Annotated in this window: 11 protein-coding genes; 10 read left to right on the top strand and 1 reads right to left on the bottom strand. The window is 70.1% G+C overall.

All coding sequences use genetic code 11. The features are described from left to right. Window positions 1-127: 127 nt before the first annotated feature. The 10 genes from ASC99_RS12865 to ASC99_RS12820 all read left to right on the top strand — a co-directional run bounded on the left by ASC99_RS12865 (window position 128) and on the right by ASC99_RS12820 (window position 14959). Entirely contained in the window at window positions 128-1063 is a 936-nt protein-coding gene (locus tag ASC99_RS12865) for a hypothetical protein (RefSeq protein ID WP_057231422.1), read from the top strand. Window positions 1064-1112: 49 nt separating this feature from the next. Continuing rightward, window positions 1113-1937, top strand: a complete 825-nt coding sequence (locus ASC99_RS12860; protein WP_157531502.1) for a hypothetical protein — start codon at window positions 1113-1115, stop codon at window positions 1935-1937. A gap of 321 nt (window positions 1938-2258) precedes the next feature. Further along, window positions 2259-2822 (top strand): 50S ribosomal protein L10, encoded by a 564-nt coding sequence (gene rplJ, locus ASC99_RS12855; protein WP_057231419.1) that lies wholly within the window; start codon window positions 2259-2261, stop codon window positions 2820-2822. 91 nt (window positions 2823-2913) lie between these two features. Next, entirely contained in the window at window positions 2914-3297 is a 384-nt protein-coding gene (rplL, locus tag ASC99_RS12850) for a 50S ribosomal protein L7/L12 (protein WP_057231418.1), read from the top strand. A gap of 719 nt (window positions 3298-4016) precedes the next feature. Beyond that, on the top strand, window positions 4017-7490 hold the full coding sequence (rpoB, locus tag ASC99_RS12845; protein WP_057231416.1) for a DNA-directed RNA polymerase subunit beta: 3474 nt from the start codon (window positions 4017-4019) through the stop codon (window positions 7488-7490). A 98-nt stretch (window positions 7491-7588) separates the two neighbouring features. After that, window positions 7589-11479: a DNA-directed RNA polymerase subunit beta' gene (locus ASC99_RS12840; protein WP_057231414.1), complete on the top strand. Its 3891-nt coding sequence runs from the start codon at window positions 7589-7591 to the stop codon at window positions 11477-11479. A gap of 175 nt (window positions 11480-11654) precedes the next feature. Then, complete coding sequence (locus tag ASC99_RS41895; RefSeq protein WP_057231411.1) at window positions 11655-12323, top strand: DUF4097 family beta strand repeat-containing protein; 669 nt, start codon at window positions 11655-11657, stop codon at window positions 12321-12323. A gap of 52 nt (window positions 12324-12375) precedes the next feature. Further along, window positions 12376-13542 carry a sensor histidine kinase gene (locus ASC99_RS40385; protein WP_082598283.1) on the top strand — a complete coding sequence of 389 codons (1167 nt, stop codon included), beginning with the start codon at window positions 12376-12378 and terminating at the stop codon, window positions 13540-13542. A 10-nt stretch (window positions 13543-13552) separates the two neighbouring features. Further along, a complete protein-coding gene (locus ASC99_RS12825; protein WP_057231409.1) occupies window positions 13553-14227 on the top strand; it encodes a response regulator transcription factor in 675 nt (224 codons plus the stop codon). 147 nt (window positions 14228-14374) lie between these two features. Next, window positions 14375-14959, top strand: a complete 585-nt coding sequence (locus tag ASC99_RS12820; protein ID WP_057231407.1) for a hypothetical protein — start codon at window positions 14375-14377, stop codon at window positions 14957-14959. Here ASC99_RS12820 and ASC99_RS12815 read toward each other — a convergent pair. Further along, window positions 14946-16718 (bottom strand): helicase-associated domain-containing protein, encoded by a 1773-nt coding sequence (locus tag ASC99_RS12815; RefSeq protein WP_057231404.1) that lies wholly within the window; start codon window positions 16716-16718, stop codon window positions 14946-14948. The genes ASC99_RS12820 and ASC99_RS12815 overlap by 14 nt on opposite strands. Between the last annotated feature and the right edge of the window lie 11 nt (window positions 16719-16729).

The following is a 16729-nucleotide window of genomic DNA, read 5'->3' as shown; positions in this document are numbered from 1 at the left end:
CCCTCGAGCTCCAGCGGTAACCGCGTTCAACGGGCCCGTATCCCCCTTCGAGGGGGGTGCGGGCCCGTCGGCGTATGTACATCAATTAGAGTCCGCTTTCCGAGATCCGAACGAGGGGGAGACAGCCATGCGGGACCTGCGGACGATTGCCGTCACGGCGCTGCTGGTGGGCGGCCTGACCGCCTGCGGTTCGAGCGGATCGGGGGCGGGCGAGGCGGCCAAGCCCTCGGCGTCCGCCAGCCCCTCGGCCGGTTCGAGCGGTACGGCGGCCCCCCAGCCGGGCGCCTCCTCCCCGGCCGCCGCCACCGCAGGCGCCACGGCCGGCGCCGGCCAGGTCCCGGCGCCCACCGGCGCGCCCAAGGACGTCCTGCTGGCGGCCGCCGGCGTGATGGCCAAGGCGGGCAACGCCGGCCTGGTGCTCAGCACCGGGGGAGCGGACACCGGCAGCGGTGCCCTGCGCTGGGGCGGGTCGGCCGCCGCCGACCTGACCTTCAAGGTGGACGGGCAGGACGCCAGGCTGCGCTCGGCCGCCGGGGCCAGTTTCGTCGGCGCCTCGCCGGAGACCTCGGCGCTGGCCGGTGGGCGGCACTGGATGAAGGTGAACGCCGCGGCGCCCGCCAACGGCGCGGGCCTGTCGGCCGGCGGCGAGGACGCCCGGACGCTGGCCGTCCTGATGAAGGCGCTCGACCCGGCAGTGCCGCTGGCGGTCGGCGCGGCCAGCCCCGGGCTGGCCAAGGTCGGGGTCGAGCAGGTGAACGGCGCCGAGGCGGTGCACTTCCACGCCGCCGGGGTGGCCCAGGCGCTGGTCGGCGCGATGGCCGGGCTGACGGAGGACCAGAAGGGGCAGGCGCTGGCCGAGCTGGGCAAGGGCGGCGGCGCGCTGGACCTGTGGATCAACGGCCGGAACGAGCTGGTCCAGCTCCGCAGTGCGGACCTCACCCCGGCCAGGACCGGCGAGATGACGGTCCGTTACACCGAGCTCGGCAAGGCCCCCGAGGTGGCCGCCCCGCCCGCCGCGGATGTGTTCGAGGTCGCAGATCTGCTCAAGGGCTTCGGCGGCTGAGCTCCGCATGACAGGGTGTCGGAGGGAACATCGGCGGCGGGGGGACAGGGTGACGGCAGGTCAGCGGTCGGTGGCCGCGGCGATCGCCGTGCTGCTGCTCACCGGCGTGGCCGGCTGTGGCGGCGGACCGGAGCCCCGGCCCACCGCCACCCCCTCGGCCAGCGCCGTGCCGACCGGCCTGCCCAGCCCCACCGACCGGTCGCCGCACGGCGTGCTGCTCTCCGCCCAGCTGGCGATGAGCACCGCCCGGCGGGCCGAGTTCTCGTACCGGCTGGGCGGCGACCCGGCCAGTGGGGTGCTGTTCTGGGCGCCGAAGACGGTGCTCAAGGTCAAGTACCCGGACACCGCCGAGCAGCTGATCGTGCTGGACACCACCGCCTACCGGGGCGGCGACCAGGCCACCGCCGAGCGGACCGGCGGGCGGCACTGGGAGAAGTTCACCGTCCCGGGCGGCCGGCGGGAGATCCCGTACGCCGAGCTGGTCGACCGGATCAACCCGATGGTGGGGCTGACCGCCGCCGTCGCCGCCGAGAGCCCGAGGCTGGTCGGTGAGGAGGAGCTGGGCGAAGCCACCGTCCAGCACTACCGGGTGGACATCGGCGTGGACCGGTACGTCGCGGCGCAGACCCAGCTGCCCGCCACCCGGCAGCAGGCCCTGCAGGCCGCGCTCGGAGCCGGCGGGGTGCGCCGGCTCACCCTGGATCTGTGGCTGAACGACAAGGACCAGCTGGTCCAGCTTCGCCGCAGCGGCGGGGGCGGCCCGGACGACACCGTGACCTACCGGGGCTTCGGCGGCCCGATCTCGGTGCAGGCCCCGGCCGAGAACGACACCGTGGACACGGGCAGCCAGAGCCTGCCGCCGCTCGTCTCCTGACGGATTTGGCCGATTCGCGGGGGGTCGAGTACGGTGGGGGCTGCCAAAGACCGCTGGTTGTCGGCTGCGCCCGCAAGGGTGCTGACGACCGAAGGTTCCGCGATTCGTCGCGGACAGCCCGCGCAGGAGTGTTTGGAGCTTGGACTTCCGGTCCGTGCGGCTTGCCGCCTGGATCGTTGAGGTCATTCAGAGCCCCGTGCGCCTGCGCACCGGGGCTCTCACTGTTTCTGCAGAGCTTCCTGGCCGGTGGTTTGAGGCGTTGGATGGTCGACTGTTCGAAGGTCGGCCTGACTTCGACATCACGGAAGGAGGCGTAAGCCTATGGCAAGGCCCGACAAGGCTGCTGCCGTCGCCGAGCTCACGGACAAGTTCCGTGCCTCGAACGCGACGCTGCTCACCGAGTACCGCGGTCTCACGGTGAAGCAGGTCAAGACCCTGCGTCGCTCGCTGGGGGACAACGCCCAGTACGCCGTGGTGAAGAACACGCTGACCAAGATTGCGGCCAATGAGGCCGGGATCTCCGAGCTGGACGACCTGTTCTCGGGTCCGACGGCTGTTGCCTTCGTCACCGGTGACCCGGTGGAGTCGGCGAAGGCTCTGCGTGACTTCGCCAAGGACAACCCCGCACTCATCATCAAGGGCGGTGTCCTTGACGGTAAGGCGCTGTCCGCCGATGACATCAAGAAGCTCGCGGACCTCGAGTCCCGCGAGGTGCTGCTCGCCAAGTTCGCGGGTGCCCTGAAGGCCAAGCAGTCCCAGGCTGCCGCGCTCTTCCAGGCTCTCCCGTCGAAGCTCGTCCGCACCGTGGACGCGCTTCGCGACAAGGTCGAGCAGGGCGGTGCCGGTGCGCCGGCTCCCGCCGCCGAGGACGAGGCCGCCGAATAATTCGGCAGGCTCACGCCTCGCTGCGGGCCAGTGCCCGCCCAATCCGTACATCCGGCACCTACCTGCCGATTTAGTGGAAGGACGCCAAATCATGGCGAAGCTGACCCAGGACGAGCTGCTCGCGCAGTTCGAGGAGCTCACCCTCATCGAGCTCGCTGCCTTCGTGAAGGCCTTCGAGGACAAGTTCGACGTCACCGCTGCCGCCCCGGTCGCCGTTGCCGCCGCCGGTGGCGCCGGTGTCGTGGCCGAGGCCGTCGAGGAGCAGGACGAGTTCGACGTCATCCTCGAGGGTGCCGGCGACAAGAAGATCCAGGTCATCAAGGAGGTGCGCGCCCTCACCTCCCTCGGCCTGAAGGAGGCGAAGGACCTCGTTGACGGTACCCCCGCCACCGTCCTGGAGAAGGTTGCCAAGGACGCTGCCGAGAAGGCCAAGGCCCAGCTCGAGGCCGCTGGCGCCAAGGTCACCGTCAAGTGACTCAGTGCCCCCTCTGAGGGGGCGCGAGGCCGGGCCGATCACCCTTGCGGGTGGTCGGCCCGGCCTTTTTGCGTACCCGGCCTCGGGCCTGCTCCACCCGCTCGCCCAGCAGGGTCCACCCGGTCGGCGGACGGGCTTCACCAGCCTGGCGGACTGTGTACTCGGCCACTGTCGGCAGGGCCCGGTAGGGTGAGCGCAGTCACTGGGGAGGCTCCCACCACGGGTTCTGTAACGCGGTGGCCTGCTCGGACGATGAACGCTTCGAGGTCCGCACTCCGGTGAGGGCCTTGACGAACTCCACCGGGCGCGCGATTCTCAAGGCGCGCCCCACAGGAGGCGAGTCCAACCGGTCGATGTGGTTCCGGATGCATATTCGGTGGCCCCGACGGGAATTGACTCTTGGTGAGGTGCGGTGGCTCGGAGCGTCCGGGGCACGGCGGAGCGGTATGAGGGGAGTCTCCGATTCGGTCTCCGAATCAGAGCTTGTCAGCAGTGTGCCTTTTGGCTACACTGTCCCTTTGCGCTGCCTGTTAGCTGCTCCGTGACTCGTCGCCCGGAGCAAGCACTGCCCTGAAGGGGTCTGGCACCGCCTCCGCAAAGCGGCTCTGACCTGGGAGATCTTCCCGGCTGAGACCCACGGCGCCGGGGGTGGGACCAAGCCCGTCGAGGCCGGCCGGTACGCGCGCAGTGAGCTCCGAGCCCTCGGAAGGACCCCCCTCTTGGCCGCGCCGCGCAACGCCTCGAACAACGCCAATTCCACCGCCCCGCTCCGCGTCTCCTTCGCGAAGATCAAGGAGCCCCTCGAGGTCCCGAACCTCCTGGCCCTGCAGACCGAGAGCTTTGACTGGCTCCTCGGCAATGCGGCCTGGAAGTCTCGCGTCGAGGCGGCCCTGGAGAGTGGTCAGGACGTCCCCACCAAGTCCGGTCTGGAGGAGATCTTCGAAGAGATCTCCCCGATCGAGGACTTCAGTGGGTCGATGTCGCTGACCTTCCGCGACCACCGTTTCGAGCCGCCGAAGAACTCGATCGACGAGTGCAAGGACCGCGACTTCACGTTCGCGGCCCCGCTCTTCGTCACGGCCGAGTTCACCAACAACGAGACCGGTGAGATCAAGTCCCAGACGGTCTTCATGGGCGATTTCCCGCTCATGACCCACAAGGGCACCTTCGTGATCAACGGCACCGAGCGTGTCGTGGTCTCGCAGCTGGTCCGTTCGCCGGGTGTGTACTTCGACTCCACCCTGGACAAGGTCTCCGACAAGGACATCTTCTCCTGCAAGGTCATCCCCTCGCGTGGTGCCTGGCTGGAGATGGAGATCGACAAGCGCGACATGGTCGGTGTCCGCATCGACCGCAAGCGCAAGCAGTCGGTCACCGTGCTGCTGAAGGCGCTCGGCTGGACCAACGAGATGATTCTCGAGGAGTTCGGCGAGTACGAGTCGATGCGCGCCACCCTGGAGAAGGACCACACCCAGGGCCAGGACGACGCGCTGCTCGACATCTACCGCAAGCTGCGCCCCGGCGAGCCGCCGACCCGCGAGGCCGCGCAGACGCTTCTGGAGAACCTCTACTTCAACCCGAAGCGCTACGACCTCGCCAAGGTCGGCCGTTACAAGGTCAACCGCAAGCTGGGCAACGCCGAGTCGCTGGACTCCGGCGTGCTCACCGAGCCCGACATCATCGGTGCGATCAAGTACCTGGTGAAGCTGCACGCGGGCGAGACCGACTGGCGGGACGACGCGGGCCGCGACATCGTCGTGGAGGTCGATGACATCGACCACTTCGGCAACCGTCGTCTGCGCAATGTCGGCGAGCTGATCCAGAACCAGGTCCGTACGGGTCTTGCCCGTATGGAGCGTGTCGTGCGCGAGCGCATGACCACCCAGGACGTCGAGGCGATCACGCCGCAGACCCTGATCAACATCCGGCCGGTCGTCGCCTCCATCAAGGAGTTCTTCGGCACCAGCCAGCTGTCGCAGTTCATGGACCAGACGAACCCGCTCTCGGGTCTGACCCACAAGCGTCGTCTGTCCGCGCTCGGCCCCGGTGGTCTGTCCCGTGAGCGGGCCGGCTTCGAGGTCCGTGACGTGCACCCCTCGCACTACGGCCGCATGTGTCCGATCGAGACCCCCGAAGGCCCGAACATCGGTCTGATCGGCTCGCTCGCGTCCTACGGCCGGGTGAACGCCTTCGGCTTCATCGAGACCCCGTACCGGAAGGTCATCGACGGTGTCGTGACCGAGGCGGTCGACTACCTCACGGCAGACGAGGAGGACCGCTACGTCATCGCGCAGGCCAACGCCCCGCTGACCGACGAGCTGACCTTCGCCGAGCCGCGTGTCCTGGTCCGCCGCCGTGGTGGCGAGATCGACTACATCCCGGGCACCGAGATCGACTACATGGACGTCTCGCCGCGCCAGATGGTGTCGGTCGCGACCGCCATGATCCCGTTCCTCGAGCACGACGACGCCAACCGCGCGCTCATGGGCTCGAACATGATGCGCCAGGCCGTTCCGCTGCTGCGCAGCGAGGCGCCCGTGGTCGGTACCGGCATGGAGTACCGCTGTGCGGTCGACGCCGCCGACGTGATCGTGGCCGAGAAGGCGGGTGTCGTCCAGGAGGTCTCGGCCGACTACGTCACCGTGGCCAACGACGACGGCACGTACACCACGTACCGCGCCGCCAAGTTCACCCGCTCGAACCAGGGCACCGCCTTCAACCAGAAGGTGCTCGTGGACGAGGGCGCCCGGGTCGAGGTCAGCCAGGTGCTGGCCGACGGCCCGTGCACCGACCAGGGTGAGATGGCGCTGGGCAAGAACCTGCTCGTGGCGTTCATGTCCTGGGAGGGTCACAACTACGAGGACGCGATCATCCTGTCGCAGCGCCTCGTGCAGGACGACGTCCTCTCCTCGATCCACATCGAGGAGCACGAGGTCGACGCCCGTGACACCAAGCTGGGCCCGGAGGAGATCACCCGGGACATCCCGAACGTCTCCGAGGAGGTCCTCGCCGACCTCGACGAGCGCGGCATCATCCGGATCGGCGCCGATGTCACCACCGGCGACATCCTGGTCGGCAAGGTCACGCCCAAGGGTGAGACCGAGCTGACCCCGGAGGAGCGCCTGCTCCGCGCGATCTTCGGCGAGAAGGCCCGTGAGGTCCGCGACACCTCGCTGAAGGTGCCGCACGGTGAGTCCGGCAAGATCATCGGTGTCCGCGTCTTCGACCGCGAGGAGGGGGACGAGCTTCCCCCGGGTGTGAACCAGCTGGTTCGCGTCTACGTCGCCCAGAAGCGCAAGATCACCAACGGTGACAAGCTGGCCGGCCGTCACGGCAACAAGGGTGTCATCTCCAAGATCCTGCCGGTCGAGGACATGCCGTTCCTCGAGGACGGCACCCCGGTCGACATCATCCTCAACCCGCTGGGTGTCCCGTCCCGAATGAACCCGGGACAGGTACTGGAGATCCACCTAGGGTGGCTCGCCAAGCAGGGCTGGGACGTCTCCGGTCTCGCCGAGGAGTGGGCCACCCGCCTGCAGGCGATCGGCGCGGACAAGGTCGAGGGCGGCACCAACCTCGCCACCCCGGTCTTCGACGGCGCCCGCGAGGACGAGATCACCCACCTGCTGGACCACACCACCCTCACCCGTGACGGTGAGCGCCTGGTGAACTCCACCGGTAAGGCGCGGCTGTTCGACGGCCGCTCCGGTGAGCCGTTCCCGATGCCGGTCTCGGTCGGCTACATGTACATCCTGAAGCTGCACCACCTGGTCGACGACAAGCTGCACGCCCGTTCGACCGGTCCGTACTCGATGATCACCCAGCAGCCGCTCGGTGGTAAGGCGCAGTTCGGTGGTCAGCGATTCGGTGAGATGGAGGTGTGGGCCCTTGAGGCGTACGGCGCCGCCTACGCACTGCAGGAACTCCTCACCATCAAGTCCGACGACGTTCTCGGCCGGGTGAAGGTCTACGAGGCCATCGTCAAGGGCGAGAACATCCCCGAGCCGGGCATTCCTGAGTCCTTCAAGGTCCTCATCAAGGAAATGCAGTCGCTCTGCCTCAACGTGGAGGTGCTGTCCTCGGACGGCCAGTCCATCGAGATGCGGGACTCCGACGAGGATGTCTTCCGTGCCGCCGAGGAGCTCGGCATTGACCTGTCCCGGCGCGAGCCGAGCAGCGTCGAAGAGGTCTGACGGAGGTTGGGTCGGCCACCCAGTGTGGCCGGCCCGCCCCCAGGCCCCCTCAGACCAGATGAACACCTTTCGACTTACGAAAGAGGGCTTGACGACCAGTGCTTGACGTCAACTTCTTCGACGAGCTCCGCATCGGCCTCGCGACCGCCGACGACATCCGCCAGTGGTCCCACGGTGAGGTCAAGAAGCCGGAGACCATCAACTACCGCACCCTGAAGCCGGAAAAGGACGGGCTCTTCTGCGAGAAGATCTTCGGCCCCACCCGGGACTGGGAGTGCTACTGCGGCAAGTACAAGCGCGTCCGCTTCAAGGGCATCATCTGTGAGCGCTGTGGCGTCGAGGTCACTCGCGCCAAGGTGCGTCGTGAGCGGATGGGCCACATCGAGCTGGCCGCGCCGGTCACCCACATCTGGTATTTCAAGGGTGTCCCCAGCCGCCTCGGCTACTTGCTCGACCTGGCGCCGAAGGACCTCGAGAAGGTCATCTACTTCGCCGCCTACATGATCACCTGGGTGGACGACGAGCGTCGCCAGCGCGACCTCCCGTCCCTCGAGGCGCATGTCTCGGTCGAGCGTCAGCAGATCGAGAACCGCCGCGACTCCGACCTCGAGGCCCGGGCCAAGAAGGCCGAGACCGACCTGGCCGAGCTCGAGGCCGAGGGCGCCAAGGCCGACGTGCGCCGCAAGGTGCGCGAGGGTGCCGAGCGCGAGATGAAGCAGCTGCGTGACCGTGCGCAGCGCGAGCTGGACCGTCTGGACGAGGTCTGGGCCCGCTTCAAGAACCTCAAGGTCCAGGACCTCGAGGGCGACGAGCTGCTCTACCGCGAGCTGCGCGACCGCTTCGGCACGTACTTCTCCGGCTCGATGGGCGCCGCGGCGCTCAAGGACCGCCTGGAGACGTTCGACCTGGCCGAGGAGTCCGAGCGGCTGCGCGAGATCATCCGCAGCGGCAAGGGCCAGAAGAAGACCCGGGCGCTCAAGCGCCTCAAGGTCGTCTCCGCCTTCCTGCAGACCACCAACAAGCCCAACGGCATGGTGCTGGACTGCGTCCCGGTCATCCCGCCGGACCTTCGCCCGATGGTGCAGCTGGACGGTGGCCGCTTCGCGACCTCCGACCTGAACGACCTGTACCGCCGCGTGATCAACCGCAACAACCGCCTGAAGCGGCTTCTCGACCTCGGCGCGCCCGAGATCATCGTGAACAACGAGAAGCGGATGCTCCAGGAGGCGGTCGACGCCCTCTTCGACAACGGCCGTCGTGGTCGCCCGGTCACGGGCCCCGGCAACCGTCCGCTGAAGTCCCTCAGCGACATGCTGAAGGGCAAGCAGGGTCGTTTCCGCCAGAACCTGCTCGGCAAGCGAGTCGACTACTCGGCCCGTTCGGTCATCGTCGTCGGCCCGCAGCTCAAGCTGCACCAGTGCGGTCTGCCGAAGGCCATGGCGCTGGAGCTCTTCAAGCCGTTCGTGATGAAGCGCCTGGTGGACCTCAACCACGCGCAGAACATCAAGTCGGCGAAGCGCATGGTCGAGCGCGCCCGCCCCGTGGTGTGGGACGTCCTCGAAGAGGTCATCGCCGAGCACCCGGTGCTGCTGAACCGTGCACCCACCCTGCACCGCCTCGGCATCCAGGCCTTCGAGCCCCAGCTGGTCGAGGGCAAGGCCATCCAGATCCACCCGCTCGTCTGCACCGCGTTCAACGCGGACTTCGACGGTGACCAGATGGCCGTCCACCTGCCGCTCTCCGCGGAGGCGCAGGCCGAGGCCCGCATCCTGATGCTGTCCTCGAACAACATCCTGAAGCCGGCCGACGGTCGCCCCGTCACCATGCCGACCCAGGACATGGTGCTCGGTCTGTTCTTCCTGACCTCGGACCGGGAGAAGGTGAAGGGCGGTGGTCGCTCCTTCACCTCCGCCGCCGAGGCCGTGATGGCGTTCGACGCCAAGCAGATCGACGTCCAGGCCGTGGTCGACATCCGCCTGCCGATCGGCACCGTCCCGCCCCGTGGCTGGACCCCGCCGGTCGACGAGGACGGTCAGTCGAGCTGGTTCGAGGGCGAGTCCTTCCGCCTGAAGACCACTCTGGGCCGCGCGCTCTTCAACGAGCTGCTGCCCGAGGACTACCCGTTCGTCGACTACGAGGTGGGCAAGAAGCAGCTCTCCGCGATCGTCAACGACCTGGCCGAGCGGTACCCCAAGGTCGTCGTGGCGGCGACCCTGGACAACCTGAAGGCGGCCGGTTTCCACTGGGCCACCCGCTCGGGTGTGACGGTGTCGATCTCCGACGTCGTGGTGCCGCCGAACAAGCCGCAGATCCTCGAGGGCTACGAGGCCCAGGCCGAGAAGGTGCAGCGTCAGTACGAGCGCGGCCTGATCACCAACGAGGAGCGCAAGAGCGAGCTCATCGGCATCTGGACCCGTGCGACCAACGAGGTCGCCGAGGCGATGAACGCCAACTTCGAGAAGACGAACCCCATCTTCATGATGGTGGACTCGGGCGCTCGAGGAAACATGATGCAGATGCGTCAGATCGCCGGTATGCGTGGTCTGGTGTCGAACGCAAAGAACGAGACCATCCCGCGACCCATCAAGGCGTCGTTCCGTGAGGGTCTCACCGTGCTGGAGTACTTCATCTCCACCCACGGTGCCCGTAAGGGTCTGGCCGACACCGCGCTGCGTACCGCCGACTCCGGCTACCTGACGCGTCGTCTGGTCGACGTCTCGCAGGACGTCATCATCCGCGAGGAGGACTGCGGCACCGAGCGCGGCCTCAAGCTGGCGATCGGCACGGTCGAGAACGGCGTCCTTCGCAAGACGGACGACGTCGAGACCAGCGTCTACGCCCGGATGCTGGCCGAGGACATCACGGTGGACGGCAAGCTTCTTGCCACCGCCAACACCGACCTCGGTGACGTCCTGATCGACGAGCTGATCCGCCACGGCATCAGCGAGGTCAAGACCCGCTCGATCCTCACCTGTGAGTCGGCAGTCGGCACCTGTGCCTTCTGCTACGGCCGTTCGCTGGCCACCGGCAAGCTGGTCGACATCGGTGAGGCGGTCGGCATCATCGCCGCCCAGTCCATCGGTGAGCCCGGCACCCAGCTGACGATGCGTACCTTCCACACCGGTGGTGTGGCAGGTGACGACATCACGCAGGGTCTGCCCCGTGTCGTCGAGCTCTTCGAGGCCCGTACCCCCAAGGGTGTGGCCCCGGTTGCCGAGGCTCAGGGCCGGGTCCGGATCGAGGACACCGAGAAGACCCGCAAGCTCGTCGTCACCCCCGACGACGGCACGGACGAGATCGCCTACCCGATCTCCAAGCGCATCAAGCTGCTGGTCTCCGAGGGCGAGGCGGTCGCGGTCGGCCAGAAGCTGACCGCCGGCACGATGAACCCGCACGACGTCCTGCGGATCATGGGTCAGCGCGCCGTCCAGATCCACCTGGTGGCCGAGGTCCAGAAGGTCTACAACTCGCAGGGTGTGTCGATCCACGACAAGCACATCGAGATCATCATCCGGCAGATGCTCCGCCGCGTGACGATCATCGAGTCGGGCGACGCCGAGCTGCTCCCGGGCGAGCTCGTCGAGCGCGGCCGCTTCGAGACCGAGAACCGTCGCGTGGTCTCCGAGGGCGGTCACCCCGCCTCCGGCCGTCCGCAGCTGATGGGTATCACCAAGGCCTCGCTGGCGACCGAGTCCTGGCTGTCGGCCGCCTCCTTCCAGGAGACGACCCGGGTGCTCACCGACGCGGCGATCCACGCCAAGTCGGACCCGCTGCTGGGCCTCAAGGAGAACGTCATCCTCGGTAAGCTCATCCCGGCCGGTACGGGTCTCCCCCGCTACCGCAACATCCGGGTCGAGCCCACCGAAGAGGCCAAGGCCGCGATGTACTCGGCCGTCGGCTACGACGACTACGACCTGTCGCCGTTCAGCGCCGGCTCCGGCCAGGCAGTCCCGCTGGACGACTACGACTACGGCCCCTACACCGGCTGAGTCACGGTCACCTGATCGCACGCAGGGCGGTCACCCCACACGGGGTGGCCGCCCTGCGGCGTTTCCTCCCCCGGGCGGGGGAGGGCGGGGAACCGCTCGGGGGAGGGATCCGCGGCCGGGGGGTCGGGCGGAAGGATTCTCGGGGTCAGAAGGTGTGCAGCGAGGGGAGCTTGTCGTGAAGCGGGTACTGGCCGGGCTCGGGGTTGCGGTGGCTGTGGTGGCGGGGGTCACCGGGTGTGCGGCGCAGGAGGAGCGGGAGGTCGGGTACGGGGTGACCGAGGCGGTGCGGGTGCTGGTGGTGGACGGGGGGACCGGGGATGTCGAGGTGGTCGGGGACGGGTCGGAGGTGCGGGTGACGGAGCATCAGTCGTACCGGGGGACGGCGCCGGAGGCGACGCACCAGGTGGCGGACGGGACGCTGACGCTGTCGTACCGGTGCCCGGAGGACGGCTGCGGGGTGAGCTACCAGGTACGGGTGCCGGCCGGGACTGTGGTGAAGGTCAGGTCGGGGACCGGGAACGTGCGGCTGACCGGGCTGACGGGTGAGGTGGAGGCCTCGGCCGGGACCGGCGGGATCACGGCGGAGCGGCTGGGCGGGCAGAAGGTGCAGCTGACCGCGGGCACGGGCGACGTGAAGGCGGGCTTCGCCGTGGCGCCGGCCGAGGTCCGGGTGAAGGCGGGCACGGGCAGTGTGCGGGTGACGGTGCCGAAGGGCGAGGAGTACGCGGTGGAGGCGGCCGCGGGTACCGGCAGGGTGGACGTCCAGGTGCCGGTCCGGACCATGTCGGAGCGGAAGATCGTGGCCCGGGCGGCGACCGGTGACGTCACGGTCAGTGGTGGTTGATCAGGGCACGGTGCGGCATGATCGACTTCACGGGGGTGGGAACGTGGAGTTGATGTCGCGCTGGCAGGCCCGGGCGGCCGGTTTCGGGGAGCGGGTGCAGGCACGCTTCGCCGGGGTGAACCCGTACGTGCTGGACGTGCTGTTGGCGGTGGCCTCGTTGGGGGTCGCGCTCTGGACGGTCTGGCACGACGAGGGGGGCTGGTCCTGGTGGGTGTACGCGCTGGCGGCCGGGACGGTACTGCCGCTGCCGTGGCGGCGGCGGGCGCCGTTCACCGTGTTCGCGCTCAACGGCCTGGCCTCGGTGCTGCTTTCGCTGGCGGCGCACTCGGTGATGCCGCAGCTGCCGCTGGCCTCGGTGGTGGCGATCTACACGGTGGCGGACCGGGGCCGGGAGTGGCAGCGCTGGCTGATGCTGGCGTTGCTGGTGTGGGGCAACGTGGCGGGCACCAAGTCGGTGAACGGGGCGCTGTTCAGCCTGCTCACCTCGGTCGGGGCGTTCGTCTTCGGTTCGGTGGTACGGGAGTTGCGCCGGCTGGCCCGGGTGCAGGCGGGCCGGGCCGAGGAGGTGGGCCGCCGGGCGGCGTCGGACGCGGCGCGGGCGGTGGCGGAGGAACGGGCCAGGATCGCCCGGGAGATGCACGACATCCTGGCGCACGCCGTCTCGCTGATGGTGATCCAGGCGGAGGCGGGCCCGGTGGTGGTCCGCAGCGATCCGGACCGGGCGATCCGTACCTTCGACACCATCGCCGACTCCGGTCGCGACGCGATGGTCCAACTCCGGCGCGTGCTGGGTGTGTTGAAGGAGCAGGGCGCCGGTCCCGAGCTGGCCCCGCAGCCGACCCTGGCCGAACTGCCCGCGGTGGTCGAGCGGGTGCGCGAGTCCGGGCTGCGGGTGGATCTGACGGTGCAGGAGTACGGCCCGGCCGACGTCCAGGCGGCCGCGTACCGGATCGTGCAGGAGGCGCTCACCAACACGGTGAAGCACTCCGGTGCGACCCGGGTCGCGGTGCGGGTGGCGAAGGTGCGGGAGGCGTTGGAGGTCGTGGTCGAGGACGACGGCCTGGGTGTGCCGGTCTCGGTGACGGGGGTCTGGTCGGGCGGCCGTGGTCTGGTCGGCATCCGGGAGCGGGCCGCCGCCTGTGGCGGCCGGGCGGAGGCCGGTCCCGGCCCCGACGGTCGCGGCTTCGTGGTCACGGCCACGCTGCCATTGGGGAGTTGAGAGGGAGAGCATGACGATTCGGGTGGTGGTCGCGGACGACCAGGAGCTGGTCCGGGCCGGGTTCGGGATGATCCTGGACGCGCAGCCGGACATCGAGGTGGTGGCCGAGGCGGCGAACGGCGCCGAGGCGGTCGAGGCCGTCCGCGAACACGCGCCGGACGTCCTGCTGCTGGACGTCCGGATGCCCGTGATGGACGGCCTGGAAGCGGCCCGCCGGGTCTGCGCGGACCACCCGGACACCAAGGTGATCATGCTGACCACCTTCGATGTGGACGACTACGTCTACGACGCCCTGTACGCGGGCGCCAGCGGCTTCCTGCTCAAGGACGTCCGCCGGGACGACCTCGCCCACGGGGTACGGATGGTGGCCTCCGGGGAGGCGCTGCTGGCCCCCTCGGTGACCCGTCGGCTGATCGCCGAGTTCGCCGCCCGCAAGGGCAGTGGCCCGCAGGCGGTGCGGGCGCCGTCCCGGCTGCTGGAGCAGCTCACCGGACGGGAGACGGAGACCCTGCGGCTGCTCGCCCGGGGCCACTCCAACGCCGAGATCGCGGCCGAGCTGGTGGTCAGCGAGCACACCGTGAAGACGCACGTCTCCAACGTGCTGGCCAAGCTCCGACTCCGGGACCGGGTGCACGCGGTGGTGTTCGCGTACGAGTCCGGCGCGGTGGTCGCGGGCGAGGACTGAGGACTGAGCCCCTAGGGGTTCAGCCCTGAAAGGTCCCCTCCCCCGCGTGGGGGAGGGGACCTTTTCGCCGGTGCGGGCGATCCGGGGCGAGGGGTGGCCGGAGCAGGATTCGGGTGTCGAACCGAGCTGCTCCGAGAGGGACTTGAGATGAAGAAGTACCAGCCTGCCCTGGCCGCCCCGCTGTTGATCGGCCTGTACGGCGCGATCCGGCTGCTGCCGGGCAGCAAGGAGCCCGAGGCGGGCTGGCTGCTCGGGCACGCCGCCCTGCTGGCCGGGCTGCTGCTGTTCGTGCCGGTGTTGCTGGAGCTGCGCCGCCGGGTGGCCTCCCGGCTGCTGGGCACGGTCGCGCTGGTGGTGGCGGGCACCGGTCTGGCGGCCTCGGTGGGGCAGACGCTGATCGACCTCTGGGTCGGTGCGGTGGCGGTGGACAAGGCAGACCAGCACCGGCTGTTCGGCGAGATCCAGGACGTGCCCGGGGTGCTGCCGGTCTTCTACACGGCGCTGCCGACGCTGTTCTACCTGGGCCTGCTGGTGCTGCTGGTCGCGGCGGCCCGGCAGATCCCGCTGTGGAGTCCGCTGCTGGTGCTGGTCGCCACCGTGCTGATGGCGATGGACCTGGACCTGATGACGCCGGGTGCGGTGCTCTTCGCCCTGGCGCTGCGCCCGCTGACCGTCCCGGCGGCTGCTCCGGCCCGGTCGGTGGTGCGCAGTCGGATCGTCAGCACGCGCTGAGCAGGGCCGCCGCGAGGGCGGCGGCGCCGTCGGCCGGGGGTGGCACGGGGAGCGGGGTGGCGGCCCGTTCGACCGTGACCACCCCGCCGGGCGTCTCGGGTACGGGGGCGTAGCCCGCCTGCCGGAGCGCGGCCAGGGTGGTGTCGGCGTCGGCCGTGCCGGTCAGCACGGTGGGGGCGATCCGGCGCAGGCCGAGGCCGGACAGTACGCGGGCATGGGCGAGTTCGAGCACCAGGGCCTCGTCGTCCGAGCGCAGCACGCAGCCGACCCGGGACACGGTGATTTGGCCGTGGGTGCGGGCGGCGTCCTTGACCAGGTACTCCAGCGGCTGGGGCAGGTCGCCTCTCGCGCGCAGCCGGTCGACCAGTTCGGCGGCGTCCAGTCCGGTGTCGAGGGCGCGGCGGACGGTGGCGGGGGTGAAGCGCCAGACGGTGGCCTGGCCGTCCGACTCCCGGTCGGCGGTCAGGTCCAGCAGTCCGGCCAGTTCGGCGGTGGGCGGACCGGTGACCACGGCGGTCAGGTCGGCCTGGAACCGGGCGGTGTCGACCATCGGTGGCATCAACTCGACCAGCGCGTCCTGGAGTTGGCGGGTCGGCGGGACGGCCGGGAAGCAGTGCGCGGCCCCGGTGTCGAGCAGCTCGCGGACGGCGCGCCCCACGGGGGTGGGCACGCCGTGCGCGAGCACCCCGAGCAGTTCGGCTTCGGCGAGGGTGGCGGTCACGGCGGCCGGCTCCGGGGCGGGGCCGAGCGGGCGGTGCCAGGCCGCTGCGGCGAGCAGGTCCGCCGGTGCCACCAGGCCGTGGCCGGGCGGGAGGTGGGCCAGTGCGTGCAGCAGGGCATGGCGCAGCGGTACGGCGGTCGGATCGTTCGGAGTGGTGAGCACGGCCGGGGCGGTGCCGAACACCGCCGGGGTGACCGCCCAGGCGGCGATCAGCGGCGCCAGGCGTTCGGCGGGCGGGCCGGCCACCCAGTCGTCGTACCGGGCGGTGGGCAGCAGCCGGAGTGGCGCAGGGGAGGGGGCGAGCAGCCCGGCGTTGGCGGCCAGGTCGAGCCAGAGCGCCGCGTGCGGCTCGGTGAGCCCTGCCTCCTTGGCGAGCTGCCGGACCTCCCGGACGGCGAGGCCGCCGGCCCGGCGGATGGCCGGGGGCTGCGCGGCGGCGGCCCGGAGCAGCAGCCCGACCCGGGCGGCGGCCTCCGTGACGGCGGCCCGGGCGGCTCCGGCGGCGTGGGCGGGCAGCGCAGTGGCCGGCAGCGGCGGTGCTTCCGGCGTGAAGTCGAGGGAGCGGTACGGGGGTTGCTGGTGCAGCGCGGCGGGGACCAACAGCTGATCGCCGTGCGGGGGCAGCAGCAGGGCGCGTTCGGCCAGCCCGGCCAGCAGGGGGGTGGCCCGGTCGCCGAGCAGGTCCAACAGCGCGGAGCGGGGGACCGGGCGGGACGCGGGGTCGAGGGCGGGCCCGGCGGCGCCGCTGATCCGCCGCCCGGCGAACCCGGCCGGAGCACTCGGCACGGGCACCGGGGCGGGCCCGTACCGACGCTCCGCCAGCACGGCCACGGCGGACAGCACCTGGAGCTCGGCCAGGTTCAGCGTGGTCAGCGCGAGCCGGACGGACGGGTTGCCGAGCAGGAAGGCCGCCAGTCGACCCGGCTCGGCCAGCCCCGGGACACCCGCGTACGGCAGCTGCCGCCGCTCCAGCAGGACGGTCAGCTGATCGGCGGTCCGGCTGGTCAGCCAACTGGTCAGGTCCTCGGCGCTGCTCACCGCCCCACGGT

The sequence above is a fragment of the Kitasatospora sp. Root107 genome (assembly GCF_001424875.1).
Lineage (GTDB): Bacteria > Actinomycetota > Actinomycetes > Streptomycetales > Streptomycetaceae > Kitasatospora.
This window is presented reverse-complemented; position numbering and strand designations above follow the sequence as displayed.